This is a genomic window from Rhizorhabdus phycosphaerae (assembly GCF_011044255.1).
GTDB lineage: Bacteria > Pseudomonadota > Alphaproteobacteria > Sphingomonadales > Sphingomonadaceae > Rhizorhabdus > Rhizorhabdus phycosphaerae.
The window spans coordinates 2,123,431-2,145,037 of record NZ_CP049107.1 but is presented as its reverse complement, the minus strand read 5'-3'; the positions used below and the strand labels follow the sequence as shown (position 1 = coordinate 2,145,037).

At 66.9% G+C, this 21,607-nt stretch carries 17 protein-coding genes; 3 read left to right on the top strand and 14 right to left on the bottom strand.

Annotation, left to right across the window (positions count from 1 at the left end; genetic code table 11):
* Positions 1–97: 97 nt before the first annotated feature.
* From G6P88_RS09855 to G6P88_RS09845, 3 genes are read left to right on the top strand one after another with little or no spacing between them, the layout of a single operon-like run.
* Positions 98–829, top strand: a complete 732-nt coding sequence (locus G6P88_RS09855; RefSeq protein WP_165322996.1) for an ABC transporter ATP-binding protein — start codon at positions 98–100, stop codon at positions 827–829.
* Complete coding sequence (locus G6P88_RS09850; RefSeq protein WP_165322995.1) at positions 826–2,271, top strand: ABC transporter permease; 1,446 nt, start codon at positions 826–828, stop codon at positions 2,269–2,271. Before G6P88_RS09855 ends, G6P88_RS09850 begins: the two co-directional genes overlap by 4 nt.
* A complete protein-coding gene (locus G6P88_RS09845; RefSeq protein WP_165322994.1) occupies positions 2,271–3,530 on the top strand; it encodes a DUF3526 domain-containing protein in 1,260 nt (419 codons plus the stop codon). Before G6P88_RS09850 ends, G6P88_RS09845 begins: the two co-directional genes overlap by 1 nt.
* Positions 3,531–3,564: 34 nt before the next feature.
* Here G6P88_RS09845 and G6P88_RS09840 read toward each other — a convergent pair whose 3' ends face one another.
* The 14 genes from G6P88_RS09840 to G6P88_RS09775 form a co-directional block, all read right to left on the bottom strand.
* Positions 3,565–5,358, bottom strand: a complete 1,794-nt coding sequence (locus G6P88_RS09840; RefSeq protein ID WP_165322993.1) for an ABC transporter ATP-binding protein — start codon at positions 5,356–5,358, stop codon at positions 3,565–3,567.
* Positions 5,359–5,570: 212 nt separating this feature from the next.
* A complete protein-coding gene (locus tag G6P88_RS09835) occupies positions 5,571–7,796 on the bottom strand; it encodes a TonB-dependent receptor (RefSeq protein ID WP_206335968.1) in 2,226 nt (741 codons plus the stop codon).
* Positions 7,797–7,833: 37 nt separating this feature from the next.
* Entirely contained in the window at positions 7,834–8,799 is a 966-nt protein-coding gene (locus tag G6P88_RS09830) for a FecR family protein (protein ID WP_165322991.1), read from the bottom strand.
* An 81-nt stretch (positions 8,800–8,880) separates the two neighbouring features.
* On the bottom strand, positions 8,881–9,429 hold the full coding sequence (locus G6P88_RS09825) for an RNA polymerase sigma factor (protein ID WP_165322990.1): 549 nt from the start codon (positions 9,427–9,429) through the stop codon (positions 8,881–8,883).
* 1 nt (position 9,430) lies between these two features.
* On the bottom strand, positions 9,431–10,081 hold the full coding sequence (locus G6P88_RS09820; RefSeq protein ID WP_206335913.1) for a hypothetical protein: 651 nt from the start codon (positions 10,079–10,081) through the stop codon (positions 9,431–9,433).
* A 13-nt stretch (positions 10,082–10,094) separates the two neighbouring features.
* Complete coding sequence (locus G6P88_RS09815) at positions 10,095–10,850, bottom strand: SDR family NAD(P)-dependent oxidoreductase (protein WP_165322988.1); 756 nt, start codon at positions 10,848–10,850, stop codon at positions 10,095–10,097.
* Positions 10,837–12,879 carry an AMP-binding protein gene (locus G6P88_RS09810; protein WP_165322987.1) on the bottom strand — a complete coding sequence of 681 codons (2,043 nt, stop codon included), beginning with the start codon at positions 12,877–12,879 and terminating at the stop codon, positions 10,837–10,839. Before G6P88_RS09810 ends, G6P88_RS09815 begins: the two co-directional genes overlap by 14 nt.
* Positions 12,876–13,415, bottom strand: coding sequence for a thermostable hemolysin (locus G6P88_RS09805; RefSeq protein WP_165322986.1), 540 nt, complete (start codon positions 13,413–13,415; stop codon positions 12,876–12,878). Before G6P88_RS09805 ends, G6P88_RS09810 begins: the two co-directional genes overlap by 4 nt.
* A 140-nt stretch (positions 13,416–13,555) precedes the next feature.
* Positions 13,556–14,212 carry a DsbA family protein gene (locus tag G6P88_RS09800; RefSeq protein ID WP_165322985.1) on the bottom strand — a complete coding sequence of 219 codons (657 nt, stop codon included), beginning with the start codon at positions 14,210–14,212 and terminating at the stop codon, positions 13,556–13,558.
* A 2-nt stretch (positions 14,213–14,214) separates the two neighbouring features.
* On the bottom strand, positions 14,215–15,006 hold the full coding sequence (locus tag G6P88_RS09795) for a TlpA family protein disulfide reductase (protein ID WP_165322984.1): 792 nt from the start codon (positions 15,004–15,006) through the stop codon (positions 14,215–14,217).
* A 31-nt stretch (positions 15,007–15,037) separates the two neighbouring features.
* A complete protein-coding gene (locus G6P88_RS09790) occupies positions 15,038–16,936 on the bottom strand; it encodes a CocE/NonD family hydrolase (protein WP_165322983.1) in 1,899 nt (632 codons plus the stop codon).
* A 51-nt stretch (positions 16,937–16,987) separates the two neighbouring features.
* Positions 16,988–18,616: an AMP-binding protein gene (locus tag G6P88_RS09785; RefSeq protein ID WP_165322982.1), complete on the bottom strand. Its 1,629-nt coding sequence runs from the start codon at positions 18,614–18,616 to the stop codon at positions 16,988–16,990.
* On the bottom strand, positions 18,595–20,187 hold the full coding sequence (locus tag G6P88_RS09780) for an AMP-binding protein (protein WP_226946802.1): 1,593 nt from the start codon (positions 20,185–20,187) through the stop codon (positions 18,595–18,597). The genes G6P88_RS09785 and G6P88_RS09780 overlap by 22 nt, the downstream gene beginning before the upstream one ends.
* Positions 20,184–21,587, bottom strand: a complete 1,404-nt coding sequence (locus G6P88_RS09775) for an aldehyde dehydrogenase family protein (RefSeq protein WP_165322981.1) — start codon at positions 21,585–21,587, stop codon at positions 20,184–20,186. The genes G6P88_RS09780 and G6P88_RS09775 overlap by 4 nt, the downstream gene beginning before the upstream one ends.
* Positions 21,588–21,607: the final 20 nt, after the last annotated feature.

The window sequence follows — 21,607 nt, the reverse complement described above, 5'->3', positions numbered from 1 at the left end:
CCGGCATGACCTCGGCCGCTCCATCTGCTACCGTCTAGTTTTCAGAGGCGGTATAACATTACATTGACAAGCGGCGGCGCCGTTGGGAGGAAGCGTCATGACAGACGACCCTTCCTCCGACGCCCCGATCCTGCTGACAGACATCGTTCTGCGCAGGGACGCCCGCCCGGTTTTGTCCCGGCTATCGCTTCAGGTTGCAGCCGGGGAAATCTACGCGCTGCTTGGCGGCAATGGCGCGGGTAAGTCGACGACGCTGTCGGTGCTGCTCGGCTTCCTGCGGCCCGAAGCGGGGACGGCGCGCGTCGCCGGCATAGACCCCGTCGCGGCGCCCGATGCCGCGCGTCGGCGGATCGCCTATCTGCCGGAAAATGTCGCGCTGTACGATCAGCTCTCGGCCCATGAGAATATCGCCTATTTCATGGCGCTTACAGGCAGCGAACCCTCTTTGGCGGAGATGGACGCCGCGCTCGATGCGGCCGGGCTGCAGGGCGAGGCACGTCACCGGCGGATCGCTGGCTTCTCCAAGGGGATGCGGCAGAAAGTGGCGATCGCCATGGCCGTCCTCCGCGACGTGCCCGTGCTGCTCCTCGACGAACCGACCAGTGGCCTCGACCCCCGCGCAACGGCGGATTTCAACGCGCTGATCGGCCGGCTGAGGGGGCGAGGTACCGCGATCCTGATGGTCACGCACGACCTGCTGGGCGCGGCAGACTGCGCCGACCGGATCGGTTTTCTCGCTGATGGCCACATCGTCGAGGAGGTGCGCCCTGCCGACGGCATCGACGTGATGGCGCTGCACCACCGCTATGGCGAGGCAGCCGCTGCATGAGCCTCGTGCTGCTCATTGCGCGGAACGAGGGCCGGCTGATGCGGCGCAATCGGGTGGCGCAGCTGGCCGTGCTCATGCTGTTGCTGCTATCGGTCGTGGCCACGCTGACCTCCGTCGCTCATCGCGATGCGAGCGACGCGCTGCGTGCACGTTTTCAGGCGCAGGCAGACAGCGCCTTCGACGGCCAGCCGGCCCGGCACCCGCACCGCATGGTCCATTATGGTCATTTCGTCTTCCGCCCGCTGCCGGCGCTGGCAGCCTTCGATCCGGGCGTCGACCCCTTCACCGGCAGCACGATCTTCCTGGAGGGGCATCGGCAGAACAGCGCCAATTTCGGCGACGTGCGCCAGTCGTCGCTGCTCGCGCGCTTCGGTTCGCTCACCCCCGCCTTCGTGCTGCAGGTCCTGGCGCCGCTCGTGCTGATCTTCGTCGGTTTCGGTGCGGTCGCGCGCGAACGCGAACAGGGGACGCTGCGGGTGCTCAAGGCGCATGGCACAACCACCGGCGCGCTGGTCGCCGGCAAGCTGCTGGCGCTCGGCACGATTGCCGCCCTAATGCTGCTGCCGGCGCTATTGTCGCTAGCGTGGTTGGTCGCGGTCGAGGGGGCCGCTCTCGCTGCCGCTTTTGCGCTCGGGTTTGGCTATGCCGGCTATCTGCTGCTTTGGACGGTGGGGATTGTCGCGGTGTCCAGTGCGGTGCGCAGCGCACGCACGGCTCTGATGGCGCTGCTCAGCCTGTGGGCCTTCGCGATCGTGCTGGTGCCGCGTGTTGCACCCGACGTCGCGCTGGCGATGGTTCCGTCACCCACCCGGCTGGAAACCGACATCGCCGTTCACCGCGATCTGCGGCGCATCGGCGACAGCCACGACCCCGACGATCCCCATTTCAACGCGTTCAAGGCCGACGTTCTCCGCCGCTATGGCGTGGACACGGTCGAGCTATTGCCGGTCAATTATCGTGGCCTGCTGGCGATGGAGGGGGAGCGGCTGACGTCGGGCCTGTTCGACGCCTATGCGCGCGCGCAGTTCAAGGGCGAGCGCGAACAGGGCAACATCGTCGCCGCCTTCGGCCTCCTCAGCCCGACGATCGCGCTCCGCAGCCTTTCGATGGCGCTGGCAGGGACCGATCTGGAAGCGCACCGCAGCTTCCTTCAGCAGGCCGAAGCCTATCGCTATGCGATCGTCCAGCAACTCAACCAGCTGCAGGCCGAAGCTGTGACCTATGCCGACGATGGCAGTCGGAACTCCGACCCCGAAGCTGGTCGACGGGTGCGCATCGATCCGCGCCACTGGCACGATATTCCCGACTTCGCCTATCGCGGACCGAGCCTGCACGAACGCTTGATGGCGGCGGGGCTGAGTGCGGCGGTGCTGTTGGTCTGGGCGCTCCTTGTCGGACTGGCGTTGCGCGCCGCGATGCGGCGGCTGGGGAGGGCGTTCTGATGTCGCTGTGGCTTCACGAACTGCGCCTGTTTCTGCGCCAGCCGGTCGCGCTGCCGACCTTGCTGCTGATGCTGCTTCTGTCCGGTGCCAGCGTCTGGGCAGGGTTGAGCGAGGTCGCCCGACAGCGGGAAACGATCGCCCGGATCCAGCCGCAGCAGGCGGAAGACGAGGCCGCCCTCGCCGCCTGGGTGCCCGAGCGCGGCGACGCCGGCGACGCCGCCTATTACAGCTTCCATCCGACCTGGGATGCTCCTTCGACTCTGGCCTTTGCCGCGCTCGGCCAGCGCGACATAGCACCCTATATCCTGCGCATCCGCGCGCTCGCGCTTGAGGGGCAGATTCACGAAAGCGAGAATTACAATGCCGAACTGGCGCTGCCGGGTCGGTTCGACTGGGCTTTCGTGCTCGCCTATCTGGCGCCGTTGTTCCTGATCCTGTTGCTCCACGACATCTTCTCCGGCGAGCGGGAGGCGGGAAGGCACCAGTTTCTCACCGTCATGGCCCGGTCGTCGCGCAGGATGTGGGCGCGGCGCGTGCTGCTGCGCGGCGGATTGCTGAGCGCGATGCTGCTCCTGCCTTTCGCGGTCGGCGCGCTGTTGTCAGGAAGCGGCCTTCCCGCGCTCGCGGTTGCGGGCGTCGCGGCGCTTTATCTGATAGTGTGGACGTTGATCTGCGTCGGCGTGGCGCGCGCCGGTCGTCGCTCGCTCGCCAATGCGGCGTCGCTTGCTGCGCTCTGGCTGTTCCTGACCCTTGTCGCGCCGGGGCTCGCATTGCTGGCGATCAACGGAGCGATTCCGGTTCGGCAGGGCGTGGAACTGACGCTTGCCCAGCGCGAGGCCGTCCATGCCGGCTGGGACAAGCCCAAGGCCGCGACGATGGACGCCTTTTTCCGCTATCATCCCGAATGGCGGAATACTCCGCCGGTGGAGGGGGGCTTCCACTGGAAATGGTATCATGCCTTCCAGCATCTCGGAGACCGAAGCGTGGCCGATCAGGCCGCTGCCTATCGCGACGGGCTCAAGGCACGCGATCTTTGGACCCGGCGGATCGGCTATGTGCTGCCCGCTGTCGGCGCGCAGGTGGCCATCCACCGGCTGGCGCAGACCGACCTGGAAGCACAACAGGCCTACGAGGATCGCATCCGCGCCTATTATGACCGGCTACGCCGTTTCTATTATCCCTATATCTTCGACGACCGGCCGTTCACCGCCGAAGACTTCCAGCGCGCGCCGCGCTGGCAGGAGGCGCCGCCGGCATGATCGAAGCCGGACGGGCGCTCCTGTTGCAGCCGACCTATTGCAGCAGGACCGGCTCCCCATTCCCGGCCTGCCGCTCGAACAGCCGCCGATAATGGCCGCCGGTGATCGCGAGCAGGCGGTCATGCGGGCCATCCTCGACGATCCGGCCATGGTCGAACACCAATATCCGGTCGAGCGCGCGCACGGTCGAGAGACGGTGGGCGATGACGATCGCGGTCCGCCCTACCATCAGCCGCTCCATCGCCTGCTGGATCGCCGCCTCGGACTCCGAGTCCAGGCTGGAGGTCGCTTCGTCGAGGATCAGGATCGGCGCGTCCGCCAGAAAGGCGCGGGCGATCGCGACCCGCTGGCGCTCGCCACCCGACAGCTTGACGCCGCGTTCGCCGACCAGCGTGGCATAGCCCTTGGGCAGGCGTTCGATGAAGCCATGCGCATTGGCGAGCCGGGCCGCCTGTTCGATCTCCGCCTGCGTCGCGCCGGGACGGCCATAGCCGATATTCTCGGCCAGCGAGCGGTGGAACAGCACTGGTTCCTGCGGGACGATGGCGACCTGCCGGCGCAGCGTTTCCTGCGTGACGGCGGCAATATCCTGACCGTCGATCGACACCTGCCCTGCCTCGACATCGTAGAGGCGCTGGATCAGCTTCACGAAGCTGGTCTTGCCGGAACCCGATGGCCCGACGAGACCGACGCGTTCGCCGCCCGCGATCGACAGGTTCAGCCCCTCGTAAAGCGGGCTGGTCTGGCCGGCATATCGGAAGCGGACCGCGTCGAAGCGGATCGTGCCTGCGGTCACGCGCAGCGCGCGTGCTCCAGGAGCGTCGACGACCGCCGGTGGCTCGTCATGCAGCTGCACCAGTTCTTCCATCTCGTTCACCGAGCGCTGCAGCATGTGCACATGCTGGCCAACGTCACGCAGATAGCCGTGGACGAGCAGGTAGCTGGTCAGGATGAAGGCGACGTCGCCCGCGCTCGCACGCCCGGCCTGCCATAGCCACAGGGCGCCGCCCGTTACGCCCATCCGGATCAGCCACAGCAGCGCCAGCTGGCCACTGCCGGCCCAGGTGAAGGCCATCCACGACCGCCATGTGCGGCGGTGCCATTTGTTGACGGTCCGCGACAGCCTCTCGTCCTCGCGGGCTTCGCCCCCGAAGGCTTTGACCACGGCATTGGCGCCGATGGCGTCCGACAGCACGCCGCCCAGCTTCGTGTCCCACTGGTTGGACAGGCGGGCGATGGGCGCCAGCACGCGAGTCGCCAGGCCGAAGGTCACGGCGACATAGGCGAAGGCGCCGAGCGCCATGCCAAGTCCGAGCAGGGGCCAGTCGAGCCCGAGCAGCACCACGGTTCCCGCCAGTACCGTCAGCGACGGCAGCAGCGAGAGCAGCAACACGTCGTTGAGCGTGTCGATCGCCCACATGCCCCGGCTGATCCGGCGGACGGTCGATCCGGCGAAGCTGTTGGCATGCCATTCGGTCGACAGGCGCTGGACGCGCGCGAAGGCCTCCTGTGCGACGTCGCGCATCATGCCGAGCGTCAGCGGGATGATCGCCCACCAGCCGAGATGGCGAAGGACCACCATCGCCAGGCCGAGCGCCGACATGATCGCAAAGGCGTGGATGGCGCCCGCGCGGTCGCCTGCGCCGACGGCATCGATCAGCCGCCCCGCGAGCAGCGGAACGAAGATTTCCGTCAGCGTCCCGGCAAGCATCGCGAGCGTGCATAGCAGGACGATAGCGGGCCTGCGCAGCCAGTGGAGGAAGGTGAAGGTCAACACGCTGCGCAAGACATTGGCGCGCGGAAAAAGGTCGTCCTGATCGTCGTCCATGATCATCTCCGCGCCCGAGGCGCGGTCCCGTAAACAGTAAGGTAGGGGGCGGTCTCGTCAAAGAGCCGCGGGCGTCAGGGGTTCGGGTGGCCCCTACGGCGCGAGGGCATGTGCGTATCTGTCATCATGCCCTCCTTTCGAATCAATGGACGACGTGTCGATTAGCAGAAGGCGAGCGCGCTTGCCATGGTGGCGTCAGTCGGAGGCTATCTTCAGAACCGGCGTTCGACCCGAATGCTGACCGTTCTGGGACGAAGCGGCGTTTCCTGCCGGGCGAGCCGCAGCGAGAAGGGATTGCCGAAACCGAAACTATTGCCCCGACCGTTGAGCATATTGGTGATGGTGAACGCGACCGTCGTGCGCTCGCGCGACAGCGTCAGCCCCGCATCCGCCTGCCAATAGTCGCCCATCGGCGCCGCAAGGACCGGGTCGAAGCTCAGCCTTGCGCTGCCCGCATAGCGGGCGGCGGCGAAAGAGGTCATGTCGAAGGCGCCGAGACTGGTCTCGTAGCCGAGCCTGAGGCGCCCGGAATAGTCGGGGACGACGGGCAGTCTCGTATCGTCGCCGATCGCCGCCGCCGCTGCCGACGGGCGGTCGAGCCGGGCGTGCTGCACCGTGGCATTGCCATCGATCCGGAATCGGCCGGGCTTCCAGGAGAAGGCCAATTCCAGTCCGTAGTTCCGCGCGCTGCCGGCGTTTATCGTCCGGATCAGGCCGTCGTCGCCGACTGTATCGCTTTGCACGTTCCGCCAGCGAAGGCCGAACAGCGCACCGTGGACCTGCATTCCCGGGGCGACACGCGCCCGCCATCCGAGTTCGAGGCTTTCCAGCTTATCCGAGCGGAACCCGCTCAGGCCGGGGTCGCCATCCGGGTTCAATCCGCCCGGGCGGATTGCCTTGGCATAACGGAGCCAGAGGGTTCGTCCGCTTTCGGGATGCCAGGACAGGTCCGCGGAGGGAGTCAGTCCAAATCGCTTCACCTGGCTGGCGCGCACCCCTTCCAGTTCGTCCTTCACCTTCGACAGGAAAGCGCGGACGCCCAGAGTGGCTGTCCAGGCACCGCCCAATTGCTGGCTCGCCTCGCCGAACAGTGCGGCTTCCAAGGTGTCGCTGTGCAGCGTCGTGACCCGCACCTGCGTCGAGGCCGGCGGCAGGAACGTCCCGCGCGCGCTGTTCTCGACGCTCAACAGGGCGGCGCCGAGCACCCACGGTCGTGCGGGGGAGGGGTCACTGAGGCGCCACTCCTGACTGAACAGACGGACGTCGCGCGCATCCTGATAGGCAAGCGGCGCATCCAGCCCGATCGACGGTGCTGCCGCGCTGGCATCGTAGCGGCTCTCGACCTCGTGCTTGACGAAAGCGGTCGCGGACAAAAGGTCGAGGTCGGACAGGACGCCCCGGATCGTGACCGATCCGGTCAGGAAGTCGTTGTCATGCGGCTCTGCCAATCTTGTCGAACGCCGCAGGCCCCGTGTCGCATATTGACTGTCGTCGGCATCGATCCACTGCGCGACGCCGCCGATGTCGACGGTCCAGTCCTCGGCGGGCTTCCACCGCACCGACGCGCGACCGCCATAGCGGCGCGAATCGTTCACGTTGCTGCGGGAGCGGCCGGTATCGTCGATCCAGCCGCCGCTCCGCTCCGCATAGCCCACGAGGCGCAGGCCCAGCTTGTCCTCGACCAGAGGCGCGTTGATGGTGGCATCGATCACGCCGCCGGTGCTGCCCTGCGCGGTCGTTCTGCCTTCGACAGCGGCTGTCGCTCCCCAGGTCGCGAGATCGGCCTTGCGCGGCACGATGCGGACGATGCCGCCAAGCGCTCCGGTGCCGTAGAGCGTGCCTTGCGGGCCGCGCAGTATCTCGACATGGTCGATGTCGATGAGGCGGAGGTCCGGATCCGGGGTCGCATAGCTGACCCGGGCGTCATCGAGAAACAGGCTGACCGTCGATTGGGTCGGCCCGTTGAACGCGCTGTCCGCGACGCCCCTCAGGAACAGCCTGTCGCGCCCGGGGCCCAGGTTTGTTGCGAAAATCCCTTCCGTGTCGCCTGCAAGCTCCTGCAGCCCACGGCCTGCGATCAATCCGTCGGGAAGGCTGGGCCTGACGATGGAGACGGCGACCGGGATCGTGGCCAGCGCCTCATCCCTCTTGGAGCCGCTGACAACGATCTCTTCGCCCGCATGGTCGACAGGCTTGTCGACGGTCGGCCCAGCTTGTGTCGCAGTCTCGAGGCGCCAGAGTCCGGCCCCGGCACGGATGACGCGAAGTCCGCTGCCCCGCACGATCCGTCCAAGCGCATCCTGGGGGTCGAAGGTGCCTCTGATCCTGCGCACATGGCGTCGGGGCAGGGCGCCGGCGGCACCCACGGATTCTCCCGTCTGCCGCGAGAAAGCGAGCAAGGCCTGGCCCAGATCCGATGCCGGTATGTCCAGCTGCACGGGCGCCGCATGTGCAGGAACGGCGCATGCGAAGAGGTCAGCGAGCAGCCACCAGACGAACGGTCTTACCTTGCGTGTCGGCCCTGACCGGCAGCAGCGCGGTGACCTGGGAAAGAAGCTTCGAGCCGTCACCGATATTGAGAACCCCGGACATGCGCAAATCGGCAATCTGCGGATCGACCGATATTCTTTGTCCCGAATAGCGTCCGACATCGATGGCGACCAGAGCCAGCGGCGAATTGTCATAGACGAGGCGGCCCTGCCGCCAGCTGCCGACCGAGGCTGTTGGGGCCTGTCTTATCGTGGCATCGCCGCTCTCCTCGTCGAGATCCAGGCGATGGCCTGCCGTCAACATGATGGGGGAGCCGTCACGGGGCGTAACGCTCAGCCGCCCCTCGCTTACCGCGACGGTGGTATGCGGGGGGGCGACGATCAGGTCGAATTGCGTTCCGATGTCGCGAATTTGCACCGAACCGGTGTCGATCACCATCTGCCTGGATGGATCGTGACGGATGTCGAAATGGGCGATGCCTCCGGTCATGCGGATGGAGTCTCCGGCATCGGCGAGGACCAGTTCGCTCTTCCCGCCCAGCGCGATGCTGCTGCCGTCGCGCAGGGCGATGGTCCGTCCGGCATCCGCCGTACGATAGGTCGACGACGAGGAGTGCTGACCGAACGGCATCTGCTGCGGCATCGCGACAAGCGCAAGGCAGGCTGCCAGCGCCAGGCCGCCGCCGGCCCACCAGCGGCGGCGATGCGGCTTCCCGGCGGCGGGTTCCGGCTCTTCCACATCGTTGGCCGGGATGAGGGTGAGGATCGCATCGCGACTGGCCTCGATCTCCTGGTCGAGCAATGCGACGCTGTCATAGGCGTCGCGATGGCGCGGATCGCGTTCCAGCCAGTCGGCGAACGCCTCCCAATCCATCTCGTCGGACGCCGACGCCACGTGCCAGCCTGCGGCTTCGTCGCGGATTTGCGCGTCCTCCTGTTCAATGCCTTCCATTGCGCTCCTCCTGCGCCGCATCCACCCTCGTTGACGATAGACGCCGCCGCATGCCGATCACCCCAGTCCGATCGCGGGTCATCATGCCATCAGCTCCCGCAGATGCCGTAATGCCACCGCTATGTGCTTCTCGACCGCGCTGCGGCTTATCCCCAGTTCGGCCGCCACTTCTCCATGGCTCAGCCCGTCCAGCTTGTGCCGCCTGAACACTCTGGCCGCACCAGGCGGGAGCTGCCCGATCGCTTCGGCAAGCCTGCGGAGACGATCGCGTCCCTCGAGCACGGCCAAAGGCGATGGCGCATGATCCGTCACTTCGCCCGGCCCTGCCGGGTCGACATCATGCTCGACGGCGATCCAGTCGCTTTCTCGCTTCGTCCTCCGTCGACGCTCGCGCACCCGGTCGAGGACGATGTTCATGCCTACTTTGTGCAGATAGGCGAGCGGATTGGCGATCGGACCCGACTCGGCTCGCGAGATATGAAGCCAGATTTCCTGCAGCACGTCCTCGGCTTCACCGGGGTCGCCGGTTCTGGCCGTGAAGAACCGCAGGAGTTGGGGGCGATGGGCGGCCAGCACGTTCGTCAGGCCGGAAAGCTGTTCGGATTCGTCCCTGACCGCCTGTCTCCCCATATCAGCCTTTGAGCTTGGCGTTCACCTGGCCCAGCAGCTTCTGTATCTCGCCGCGCCGACCCGAGTCGGCGACCTCCCGGCCCGGTCGGGCAGGAGCCGCCAGAGCGGTCTTCAGCGCCTTGGCCGCATCCGCATATTGCCCCTGGTGAAACAGGAAGTCTCCCCAGAAATAGTTGGAATCGATGCCCTGCGGGTTCGCCTTCAACCCCGCCAGCAGCTCCGCGCGCGCCTTGTCGCTGCTGCCGAAGCCGATCGGCCAGCCGGGCACCTGATAATAAAGCGCGCCGAGGCTGGTATGCGCCGAACCGCCGAGCGCGTTGCCGTCGATCTTCTCCGCCTTCTCCAGCAGCGACTTGGCTTCCTTCGCCAGCGAGAGGCCGCCCATGCCACCCTTCAATCCGGCAAGCGTCGAGGTGACGATGCCGTCCCAGATCAGCGGCTCGGCGCGGTTCGGGGATGCGGCAACGAGCGCGTCGGCCTGGCCCTTGAGCCTGGCCATCGCATCGGTCTGCGCGGCGGCGGGGGTGCCGTACTTCACTTGGGCCCAGGCGCCCGCAAGTGCCATGGTGCGGTCGCTAATGCCGTCGGCATGAGCGGGTGCAAGGGCAGTGCCGAGCGCAAGCGCGGCCAGGATATAACGAGCCTTCATCATCGTCTCCATATTGTCAGTTGAAGATGGCTGCCGCCTTGCGGTCGTTGGCGGCGAGGGCCTTGTCGATCATCGTCGGCATCAGTGCATTCAGGCGGACGAAGAGCGATTCCGGGAAGCCGATCACGACGTCGCGCTCGCCCTTTTCGATGGCGCTGGCGATCCGGTCGGCGACATATTCGGGCGCATCGAGATGCATCTTGGTGATCTCGGCCAGCGCCAGCACGCGTTCGGAGTTCAGCGGCGTCCGCACTGCGCGCGGTGCGACATGCGTCACCTCCACGCCGCTACCCGCCAGTTCGCGCCGCAGCGCCTGGCTGAAGCCTTTCAGCCCGGCCTTGGCGCTCGAATAGCTCACGAAATGGGCGAAGGGGATCGAACCGAAGACCGACCCGATGTTGACGATCCGCCCCTGTCGGCGCGCCCGCATGCCCGGCACCACCGCCCGCGATAGCATCGCCGGTGCGATCAGATTGATGACGTAGCCCGTCCAGAGATTTTCGGGCGACTGATCCTGAAGCGGGCCGAAATACTGGATGCCTGCCAGGTTCACGAGCATGTCCGGCCCGAGGTCGTCGAGTTTCGCGCCGAGGTCGGCGATACCCTCGAAGCTGCCGAGGTCGGCGATCATCTCGCTGTTCGCCTCGGGCGAAGGCAGGCGATCGATGCCGACCACATGCGCGCCTCGCTCGACCAGTCGCTGGCACAGCAGCGAGCCGATGCCTCCAGCCGCGCCGGTGATGGCGATGCACTGTCCATCAAGCTGCTTCATGTTCGAACTCCATGGGTATCGTTGCGAAGAGGGCGCCGAACAGATCGAAGATCCGATCTGCCATGGCGATGATCGCCGCCGCATCCTCGGGGTCTTCGATGCTGTCCATCAGCCCCTGGAAGAAGCGCATATGGTCCTGGTCGAGGGCGCCATGCGACTGCAGATAGGTGAATGCGGAACTGGGCAGGCCGAGGCTGGTCCGCAGCGCGTCCGCGCCCTGGCTTGCCAGCGCGATGCTGGTGCTTTCCAGGACATAGACCATGCCGAAGAAACTGGCGGGGTTGCCCTCCCGGATCGTCCGATAGGCATGGTCGACCATCGCCTTCGTGGCCGGGGACGGACCCAGTGCCACGGCACGTTGCGGGTCGCCGCCCAGCGCGGCGATGTCGTTGAGGATCCAGTGCTCATGGCCGGTCTCCTCCTCGATATATTCGTCGAGGGCGGCGACGAGCGTCGGGCGGTGGCCCAACCGCTGGCGGGCCTCCTGCATCAGCGGCACCGTGTGGCGGACATGATGATAGGCCTGCGCCAGATAAGCGGCATAGGTCTCGCGGCTGATCCTGCCCGAAAGACCGGCCTGGATCTGGGGCACGCGCAGAAGGCGTGCGCGTGCCGGCAGCGTTCGCAGCACGAGCCGGTCGAACAGACCGAAGCTCTCTTCACGGGCAAGAATCTCGCGTCGACGCAGCCGGCCGTTCGCCGTCAGCGTGCCGTCGACCGGCAGGAACGGCTTTGTGCAACGCCATTCGCTCACACGAGCATAATCGGGAAGCGCGGCGTTGACGGCCGCAATCGCCGGCGCGACGTCGGCGGCCGGCGAAGAGGGGACGATGAGGGCGGACAGCGCAGCCTCGCCATCGCCATGGACCATCGCCTGGGCGATCTCGGGACGCGCCTTAAGCAGCGTCTCGATCCATTCGGGGGAAATGTTGCGGCCGAAGCCCGTGACGATCAGGTTCGACTTGCGACCGTCGATGACGAGCCGACCGTGGTCATCGAACCGTCCGATGTCGCCGGTTCTGATCGGTGCCTGCTCCCGAGGCTGGCCGACGAGGCCGAGATAGCCACTGCCTTCGACGACGATCTCGCCGTCCTTGTCGATCATGACGCGGACATGACCCAGCGGCTGTCCCACGCTACCGCGACCGGACCGGTCGCCGGGCGCTTCGATCGCGACGACCGATCCGCATTCGGTCAACCCATAGCCCTGCACCAGCGGCAGGCCGATCCGGTCGGCGCGCAGCAGCAGATCGGGGGAGATATGCGCACCGCCCACAGCGACGAGGTTCAGCGCGGGAGGAGCCCGGCCAGCCGCTTCGCACGCCGCGAGAAGCCGCCCGAGCAGTTCGGGCACGAGGATCAGGCTGGTGGCGCCCGTCCGCTCGATCGCTGCCAGCATGGCTGCGGCATCCGGATCGAACATCCGTGCGAAGCCGATGTCTTCGAGGCGGGGAACCATGTAGGTGCCGCCGGCGATCAGCGTCGCATAGAGACCCGCGACATTTTCCAGCAGCACGGCAAGCGGCAGCATCGGCAGATGCAGCCCCGCCTTGTCGCTGCCGACGCGCTCGACGACCGCCCTCGCGGTGGCGAGCATAGCTTCGTCCGAGAGGCAAATGCCCTTGGGCGTTCCGGTCGAACCGGACGTATAGCTGATCTTGGCGGTGCCCTCCGGCAACGCAGCGGGCGGATGATCGAACCGGACGATGCCGTCGGCCTTTATGCTTGCGACGACGCCGGCGTCGCGAAGCGCGTCCTGCCGCTGCGTCGGGGTGAAAAAGGGCGGAACGGGAACGCAGGCGCGGCCGAGCGAGAGCAGCGCGAGATCGGCCACGACCCAATCGATGCCATTGCCCAGCTCGATCGCGACGGGGCCCGTCGGCCCGGCTTCGGTTTCGATCATCTCGGCCATCGCGTCGATGGCCAGCGGGAGGTCCTCATAGCGGATATGGTTGGGGCCATCGCTCAATGCGACCTTTCGGCCCCGCTCGCCTGCCGCAGTCAGGATCGCGTTCAGCAGCGCGCTCATTGTACCCGGCTCCGGGTGGCGAATTTTGCGAGGAGCGCGGCACCGTCCGCTATCTCCCCGCAGCAGATCACCGGATCGAGCTGGTAATAGCGTCCCCAGCTGTCGGCATTGGCAAGGCGCGTGGGGTCGGCAGCGTGCAGCTCGACGAGCGGGATGCCGACGCGGGCGAGCATCGACCGGAGTGGGCGGGTCAGCGTGGCCACCGCCACCCGGTGGCTCGTGCGCAAGGTTTCGGCGGTTTCGCACCAGAGTTCGATCAGGGAACGTGACGGGGTCGCGGCAAGGCAGCCGATCTCGACGATCTCCGAGCGGGCGATGTCCTTGTCGAGCGCTGCGGACACCAGCGCCTCGATCGGCTGGTCGAGATAGGTTTCGAGGAAAAGCCGTCCCTCGGCCGCGTCACGGATGCCCAGCGTCGCGGAAGGGTGCCGGGCCTCGCCGCGAACCTGAATCCAGGCGGGGTAGTCGAGGCAGGGGGTGGCCGAATGTATCCGGTCGAAACGGTCGACCACGAAATCCTTGAGTAGCTGGTCCATCTTTACACTCGCACTGTTTGGATGGGAGACGCCACCGGTTCGGCGTCACCCCAGTGCGAGGGCCGGGATTTCTGCACTGCGGGAAATACGAGCAGTGAGGCGGACTGCGATCCGCCTCCGCCCACCGCGCCCGGTCTACATCAGGTCTCGGGCCGAGCCCGCACGGCTGCCACCACCTTGCGCAACTCGGCGACGCCGACCGCGCCGGGCAGCAGATAGGGGCCGATCAGCAGGCCGGGCGTTCCCGTCAGTCCCAGCATGCGGGCATAGCGATCCGACCGCCCCAGCAGCGCGTCGATGTCCTGCCGCCGCGCCGTCAAATCCTTCTGGAGCCTCGTCCAATCGACGCCCGCGCGGTTGGCGGCGGTCCGAATGGCGGCGCTGTCGAGCTTGCCCTGCGCCGCCATCAGCGCTTCGTTGAAGGCGGTATGGCGCCCCTGAAACTCGGCGGCGATCGCCGCGCGGGCGGCCTCGGTCGAGGCGCCGCCGAAGATCGGCCAGTCGCGATAGAGAAGCCGGACCTTGGGGTCTTCGCGCAGCAGCGCCTGCAGTGCCGGATGCACCTTGCGGCAATAGGGGCAATTATAATCCGAGAAGAGCACGATCGTGACGTCGGCACCCTCCGGCGCCACAGCAGGGGCGATCGGATCGGTCATGATGGCCTGTCGGATCCGGCGGGCCATGTCGCCGGCGGACTGATCCTGCCTGGCGATGCGCGGCTGCTGGCTGTGGGCGCTGCCGGTCATGCCCAGCAGCAGGGCGGCGATGACGGCCCAGCGGGCCGGTGCGATCGTCATTCTCACTCCTCGATCAGGGCGATGCCGTCGGCCAGCGCGGCGCGCGAAATCTGCCCCTGTTCGATGCGCCTTACCCGTCCCGACGCATCGATGAAAAGCGTCGTCGGCAGAACACCGCTGTCAGAAGCGCGCAGCAGTGCCTGGGCCTCGTCGAGCAGAACGGCTTCGTCGCCGAGTCCTTCGCGCCGCAGGAAGGTCTGCACCGTGGTCGCGCTTTCCCCCGCGTCGACAAGCCGGATCGGCACGTCCGATCCAGCGGCAGCGCGGACCAGCATCGGCAGTTCGCGACGACAGGGGCCGCACCAGGTCGCCCAGAGGTTGAGCACCAGCGGCCGTCCGCGATAGTCGTCGAGCCGCACGGTACTCCCGGAAATGCTGCGCAGCATGATTTCGCGCGGCAAGGCGAAAGGAGCCGGGCGGAGCCATGCCTGAACCGCAAGGGCGGACGCTGCGCAGAGCCCGAGCAGCGCGATACCGATGAGCAGGGCGGCCCAGGGACGCAGCGCTGCCACTATGACGAGCGCAGCCGCTGCAATACCGGCCCAGGGCAGAAAGCCGCCCTGCCAGATGGCAAGCGCGGAGAGCGGGTCGTCGGCATAGAGGCGCGCGTGGGCGGCGACGAACGCCGCGCGTGCCACGATCAGGCCGGCTGCGACGGCGAGCCATCCGATCCGTGCGGGGTTCGGCAGCGCCCATCGCCGGCCGATGGCGCTGGTTCCAGCCAGGAATCCCCAGATCGCCAGCAAAGCGACGAGGCGCTCGCCGGCAATCGCCAGCGGGCCGAGGCTCAACATCGCGCGCTTGCCGTGGCTGTCAGCGGTGGTGTCAGTCTTCGGCCACCGGCAGCCACACCGCGCTGGCAGCGTCGCCACCCCATCGGATCGTCTGTGTCGCCTTCACATAATCACCGGGCTTGGCATCCATGATCGAGTCCACCCAGCTCTGTGGGTTGCGGTCGTAGAGCGGGAAGAGGCTCGACTGGACCTGGACCATGATCCGGTGCCCCGGCAGGAAGACATGGTCCACATTGGGCAGCTCCCAGCCGAAGGCATAGGTCTTGCCCGGCTTGAGCGGCGCGGGTGTCGCGAAGCCGCTGACATAGCGGCCCCGGAAAATCTCGATGCCGATCGCCAGCTGATAGCCCGCCATGGTCGGATTGGCGCTGTTCTCCTCCGGATAGACGTCGATCAGCTTCACCACGAAATCGCCGTCGCGTCCGCTCGTCGCGGCGCGCAGGTCGACCTTGGGCGCGCCCTTGATATGGACCGCCTTGTCGAGCACGCCGGTCGAATAGCTCAGCACGTCGGGCCGGCCGTCGACGAAGCGCTGGTCGCGCACCAGCCAGGTCCGCCATTCCTCGCCCTGCATATGGACCGGGCGGGGTAGCATCGGCACCGGCTTGGCCGGGTCGGAGACATAGCTGTCGCTGCCCGCCTGCGGCTTGCTCCAGGACAGGCCGAAATCCCTGCTCAGGTAGAGCGGCTTATAGGTGCCGGCCGGCCATTTCGGCGAGACCTCCCAGCGGTTGGCGCCGGTCGCATAGGTAAGCACGGGCGGCGTGTCGCACTTCGGCGGTGCACTCTTCAGGTGGCAGTCGAGGAAGGGCTTCATCCAGCGCGTGCGGAACTGCAAGCCGGTATCGCCTTCCCATTTGAGCGGCCCGAGTTCGCGCGCCTCGTAATTGACCTGCGAATGCCGCCAGGGGCCGATGACGAGGCTCAGCATCCCATCGGCTAGGGACTGCTTCGCCAGCGCCTTGTAGACGGCGGGCGCTCCATAGCTGTCTTCCTGGTCCCATTGCCCGACGACGAGCATCGTCGGCACGGTCAGCTTGCGCTCGCCGAGCAGCTTGTCGACCGCTTGCCCCTGCCACCAGGCGTCGTAGCTCGGATGCTCGAGCACCTTGCGCACCACCGGCAGGTCCAGCAGCCCGTAGCGGAGCGCATAGGCCATCGCCGAGCCCGCCTCGAGATAGGCGGCATATTCGTCGCCTGTGCCCTTGGGCACCGCGCCGCCACCCTTCTTAACCGTCTGGCCGAGATCATAGTCGAAGCCGAAGGTGCGGAAGGCGCCGTTGTGGAACCAGTCGTCGCCCATCCAGCCGTCGACCATCGGGCTCTGCGGAACCGCCGCCTTGAGCGCGGGATGCGGATCGATCAGCGCCATCAGCGAGGTGAAGCCGAGATAGGAGGAGCCGGTGATCCCGACCTTGCCGTTGCTCTCCTTCACATTCTTCACGAGCCAGTCGATCGTGTCATAGGCATCGGTGGCGTGATCTACCTCGGTGGCGTTGAGCGGACCGCGCAAGGGGCGGTTCATGACATAGTCGCCCTCGGAGCCGTCGAGGCCGCGGACATCCTGATAGACCCGGATATAGCCGTCGTTGACGAACTCGGCGTCGGCGACGGGCAGGATCTCCTCGATCCGCTGGCTGCGGTTGCGCGACGTCATCTTGTTGGCGTTGTACGGGGTGCGGCTCAGCAGGATCGGAGCGTCGGTGACGCCCTTGCGGTGGATGATCACCGTGAACAGCTTCTTGCCGTCGCGCATCGGGACCATCTCGACCCGCCGGACATAGTCGGCCTCTGGGCGGACCCAGTCATATTCGGCGACCTGCTCGTTCGCCATGGTGTCGGTCGGGGCCGGCGTCGCCTGGGCGGCGGAGAGCGTGGTTGCGATGGCGAGGGCGAGCGGAGCGAGCGCGAAGCGAGCATGTGTGATCATGTCACATGGGTGGCCCGCCGAACCCGCTCCGGTCAAGCCCCCGATCGCGGCTCAATCGCTCGGCGCCAGCTCCGCTGCCATCGCCTCGCGCATCATGAACTTCTGGACCTTGCCGGTGACCGTCAGCGGGAAGGCGGGGACCAGCCGGACGTGCCGCGGCACCTTGTAATGGGCGATCCTACCCCGGCAATGTTCGATCACCGCGCCCTCGCTGAGCGTCGTGCTGCGCGCGATCACCCAGGCGCAGACCTCCTCGCCGAAGCGGTCGTCGGGGACCCCGAAGACCTGCGCATCGACGATGTCGGGGTGAGTCAACAGATGCTCCTCTATCTCGCGCGGATAGATGTTCTCGCCGCCCCGGATGATCATGTCCTTGATCCGCCCGACGATGCGGCAATAGCCCTGCTCGTCGATCGTCGCGAGATCGCCCGTGTGCATCCAGCCCTCGGCATCGATCACCTGGGCGGTCTTCTCGGGATCGTCCCAATAGCCGAGCATGACCGAATAGCCGCGCGTGCACAACTCGCCGGGCTCACCGATCGGGAGCGTGTTGCCGTCGAGATCGACGACCTTGGCCTCGAGATGCGGCTGGACCTGTCCGACCGTCGAGACGCGCAGTTCGAGCGGATCGTCTATCGCCGACTGGAAGCTGACCGGGCTGGTCTCGGTCATGCCATAGGCGATCGTCACCTCGCGCATATGCATCCGGTGAAGCACCGCCTGCATGATGGCCGTGGGGCAGAGCGAGCCCGCCATGATGCCGGTCCGCAGCGATGTCAGGTCGAAGCCGCCGAAGTCCGGATGTTCAAGCATTGCTACGAACATAGTCGGCACGCCGTAGAGCGCGGTGCAGCGCTCCTCCGCCACCGCCGCCAGTGCTGTCGCGGGGTCGAAGGCGTCGCCCGGCAGGCACATGGTCGCGCCGTGCGCGACGCAGGCGAGATTGCCCATGACCATGCCGAAGCAATGATAGAGCGGCACCGGGATGCAGACGATGTCGGCGGGGGTGAGCCCGATCCGACGCCCGACCATATAGGCGTTGTTGACGATGTTCCGGTGCGACAGCGTCGCGCCCTTGGGCAGGCCCGTCGTGCCGCTCGTAAACTGGATATTGGTCGCGTCCTGCGGCTTCACATCGGCCGGCAGCGGCGTCGTCGGATCGCTCGGGAGGGCGCCGATCGGCATGCACCCCGGATGCTCGCCCTCGCCGATCGACAGGACCAGGCGAAGCTCGGGCAGGTCGGCGCAGACCTCGGCGAGCATCGCGACATAGTCGCTCGACTTGAAGCGGGGCGCGATCACCAGCGCCGCACAGCCGACCATCGCCACGGCACGCTGCATCTCGATCGCGCGATAGGCGGGGTTTATGTTCACCAGCACCAGCCCGGCGCGTGCGGCGGCGAACTGGACCAGCACCCATTCGAGGCAATTGGGCGACCAGATGCCGATCCGCTCACCCGGCCGCAGCCCGGCTCCGATCAGCCCGCGTGCGAGATCGTCGACATGCGCGAGCAGTTCCGCATAGCTCAGGCGCACGCCTTGATGGCGGACAATCAGTGCCGTCGCGTCCGGCTGCCGTGCTGCCGTCTCCGCGAGCAGGTCGCCGATCGTGATATCGAGCAGCGGGGGTGTATTGCCGCCGCGAACCTGCGAAAGCGTCACGCGGCCCCCCGCTGCCATTCCTGGTCGCGCAGCTCCTTGCGACGGATCTTGCCGCTGACGGTCTTGGGCAGGTTCGTCACGAACTCGATCTTTCGCGGGTATTTATACGGTGCGGTCGTCGCCTTCACATGATCCTGCAGAGTTTTCACGAGCGTCTCCGACGGTTCGTAGCCGGGCGCGAGGATCACGAACGCCTTGACCACTTCGCCGCGCGTCGGGTCCGGGCTCGACACGACCGCGCTCTCGGCGACGGCAGGATGTTCGAACAGCGCGCTTTCGACCTCGAACGGCCCGATGCGATAGCCCGAGGAGAGGATCACGTCGTCCGACCGGCCGACGAACCAGAAATAGCCGTCTTCGTCGACGATCGCGCGGTCGCCGGTCAGGTACCAGCCGTGCCGTCGCGTGTCGGCGGTGCGTTGCGGATCGTCGCGGTAGCGCGCGAACAGACCCGGCGGCAGGGACTCCGCGATGCGCAGCGCGACATCGCCTTCCTCGCCGGCGGGCATGCGCCGTCCATCCCCGTCGATCACGGCCAGATCGAAGGCGGGGGCGGGGCGGCCCATCGATCCCTGGCGCGCGGCTCCGGGGCGGTTGGCGCACAGCAGCACGGTTTCGGTCTGGCCATAGCCGTCATGGATGTCGAGGCCGGTGGCCCCTTTCCACAGATCGATCACCTCGGGGTTCAGCGGCTCGCCCGCGCTCACGCAGTGGCGCAGCGAGGGGAAGGTCCGCCCGCCGATGTCGCCGCGCACGAACATGCGATAGGCGGTAGGCGGCGCGCAGAGCGTGGTCACCGGCATGCGTTCGAGCAGGTCCATCGTCGCGGCTGGATCGAAGGCGGCATTGTGGTGGACGAAGATCGTCGCGCCCATCAGCCAGGGCGCGAACAGGCTGCTCCACGCGGCCTTGGCCCATCCGGTGTCGGACAGGTTCCAGTGGAGGTCGCCGGGCTTGAGATCGAGCCAGTAGCTGCCGGTGATCCGGTGCGCGAGCATATAGCCGTGCGAGTGGATCGTCATCTTCGGCTGGCCGGTGGTGCCGCTCGTGAAATAGCACAGCGCATCCTCGTCGAAGCGGGTGTCGTCGAGCGGGGGGAGTGGCTGTGTGGCATCGCGCAGCGCGTCAAAGTCCAGCCAGCCTGCGCGGGGCCCGCCGATGTGGAGCCGGACGATGTCGGCGTCGCCCAGCGCCTTGTCGACGCGTTCGGCCATGTCGCCGGTGGCCGCGACGCAGCGCGCCTCGGCCGCCTGATGGCGATAGGCGATGTCCTTCGCCATGAGCTGGGTCGTGCCGGGAGAGGCGACCGCACCGATCGCGATGCAGCCGAGCATCAGCTCCCACCATTGCTGCTCACGGTTGAGCAGGATCAGCACCGTGTCCCCCCGGCGCACCCCGGCTGCCGCCAGCACCGCCGCCGCACGTCCGGCGGCGGCGGCGATGTTGGAGAAACTGCGCTCGACCGTCCGGCCGTCGGCATCGACCCACAGCATCGCCGGATCGCCGGGCCGCAGTTCGGCCCAGCGCCCGATGACGTCGCGCGTGAAGTTGAACAGGTCCGGCCGGTCGGGAAGGTCGAGCATCGTCATTTTGCTTCGTTGATGATGTGCAACTGGGTGAATTCGTGCAGCCCCTCCTCGGCAAACTCTACTCCCAGGCCCGACTGCTTCGCCCCGCCGAACGGAATGGTCGGCCCGAAGTCGAGATGCTGGTTGATCCAGGTCGTCCCGCTTTCCATCCGGCTGGCCATGTCGCGCAACTTTTCGCGGTCGCTGCCCCACACCGAGCCGCCCAGACCCATGGCCGACGCATTGGCCCGCGCCAGCGCATCCTCCGCATCGTCGAAGCGGATGATCGGCAGGATCGGCCCGAACTGCTCTTCGTCCACGATCCGCGTGCCGTCGGCGATGTCACGGACGATGGTGGGGCGCACGAAATAGCCGGGCCGGTCTTCGATGGTGCCGCCGGCGACGATCGTGCCGTTCGCCCTGGCGTCGTCGAGGAAGCCCTTCACCTTCTCATATTGCGCAGCATTTTGCAGCGGTCCGATCTGGACGCCCTGCTTCAGCCCGTCGTCGACGATCGCTTCCTCGGCCAGACGGCCGAGCTCCGCACAGAGCGCGTCGTAGATATCCGAATGCGCATAGACCCGCTTGATCGCCAGGCAGACCTGCCCCGCATTGAGGAAAGCGCCGCCGAAAATGCCGGGCGCAACTTTGGCCGGATCAGCATCGGGCATCACGATCGCGGCGTCGTTGCCGCCCAGTTCCAGGGTCAGGCGCTTGATCGAGGCGGCAGCGCTGGCCATCACCTTTCGGCCGGTCTCGGTCGATCCGGTGAAGCTGATCTTGGCGATATCGGGATGCGCGGTCAGCTTGCCGCCGAGATCATTGGCATCGGTGACGATATTGACCACGCCGGCCGGGAAGATGTCGGCCATCAGCGCGCCCATCTTGAGCGTCGTCAGCGGGGTCGTAGGCGCCGGCTTCACCACCATCGTGTTGCCGGCCAGCAGCGCGAGCGGCAGCTTGAAGGCGACGATCAGGACCGGGAAATTCCACGGGATGATCGCGCCGACCACGCCCAGCGGGCGACGACGCTGCTCGACCCGGTGGCGGGCATCGTCCTCCAGGATGCGGACCGGCAGCTCATGCGAGGCGAGCTGGCGGATGAAGGCCTGGGTATAGGCGATCTCGGCGGTCGCCTCGGGCAAGGGCTTGCCCTGTTCCTGCGTCAGCAGGCGCGCAAAGGCCTCGGCTTCGGCCTCGATCGCGTCGGCCAGCTTCAGGATGATGGCGCGCCGTTTCTCGATCGGCTTGGCGGCCCAGGCGGGGAAGGCGCGCTTGGCGGCGGCGACCGCTTCGTTCAGCTGATCTTCGGACCCGCGGGGGCATGTCGCCAGCACTTCTTCCGTCGCCGGGTTGACGACCTCCATCGTCATCGCGCCGTCCACCAGACGGCCGTCGATCAACAGCTTATAGTCGGTCATGATCCTCTCCTCATGGGCCG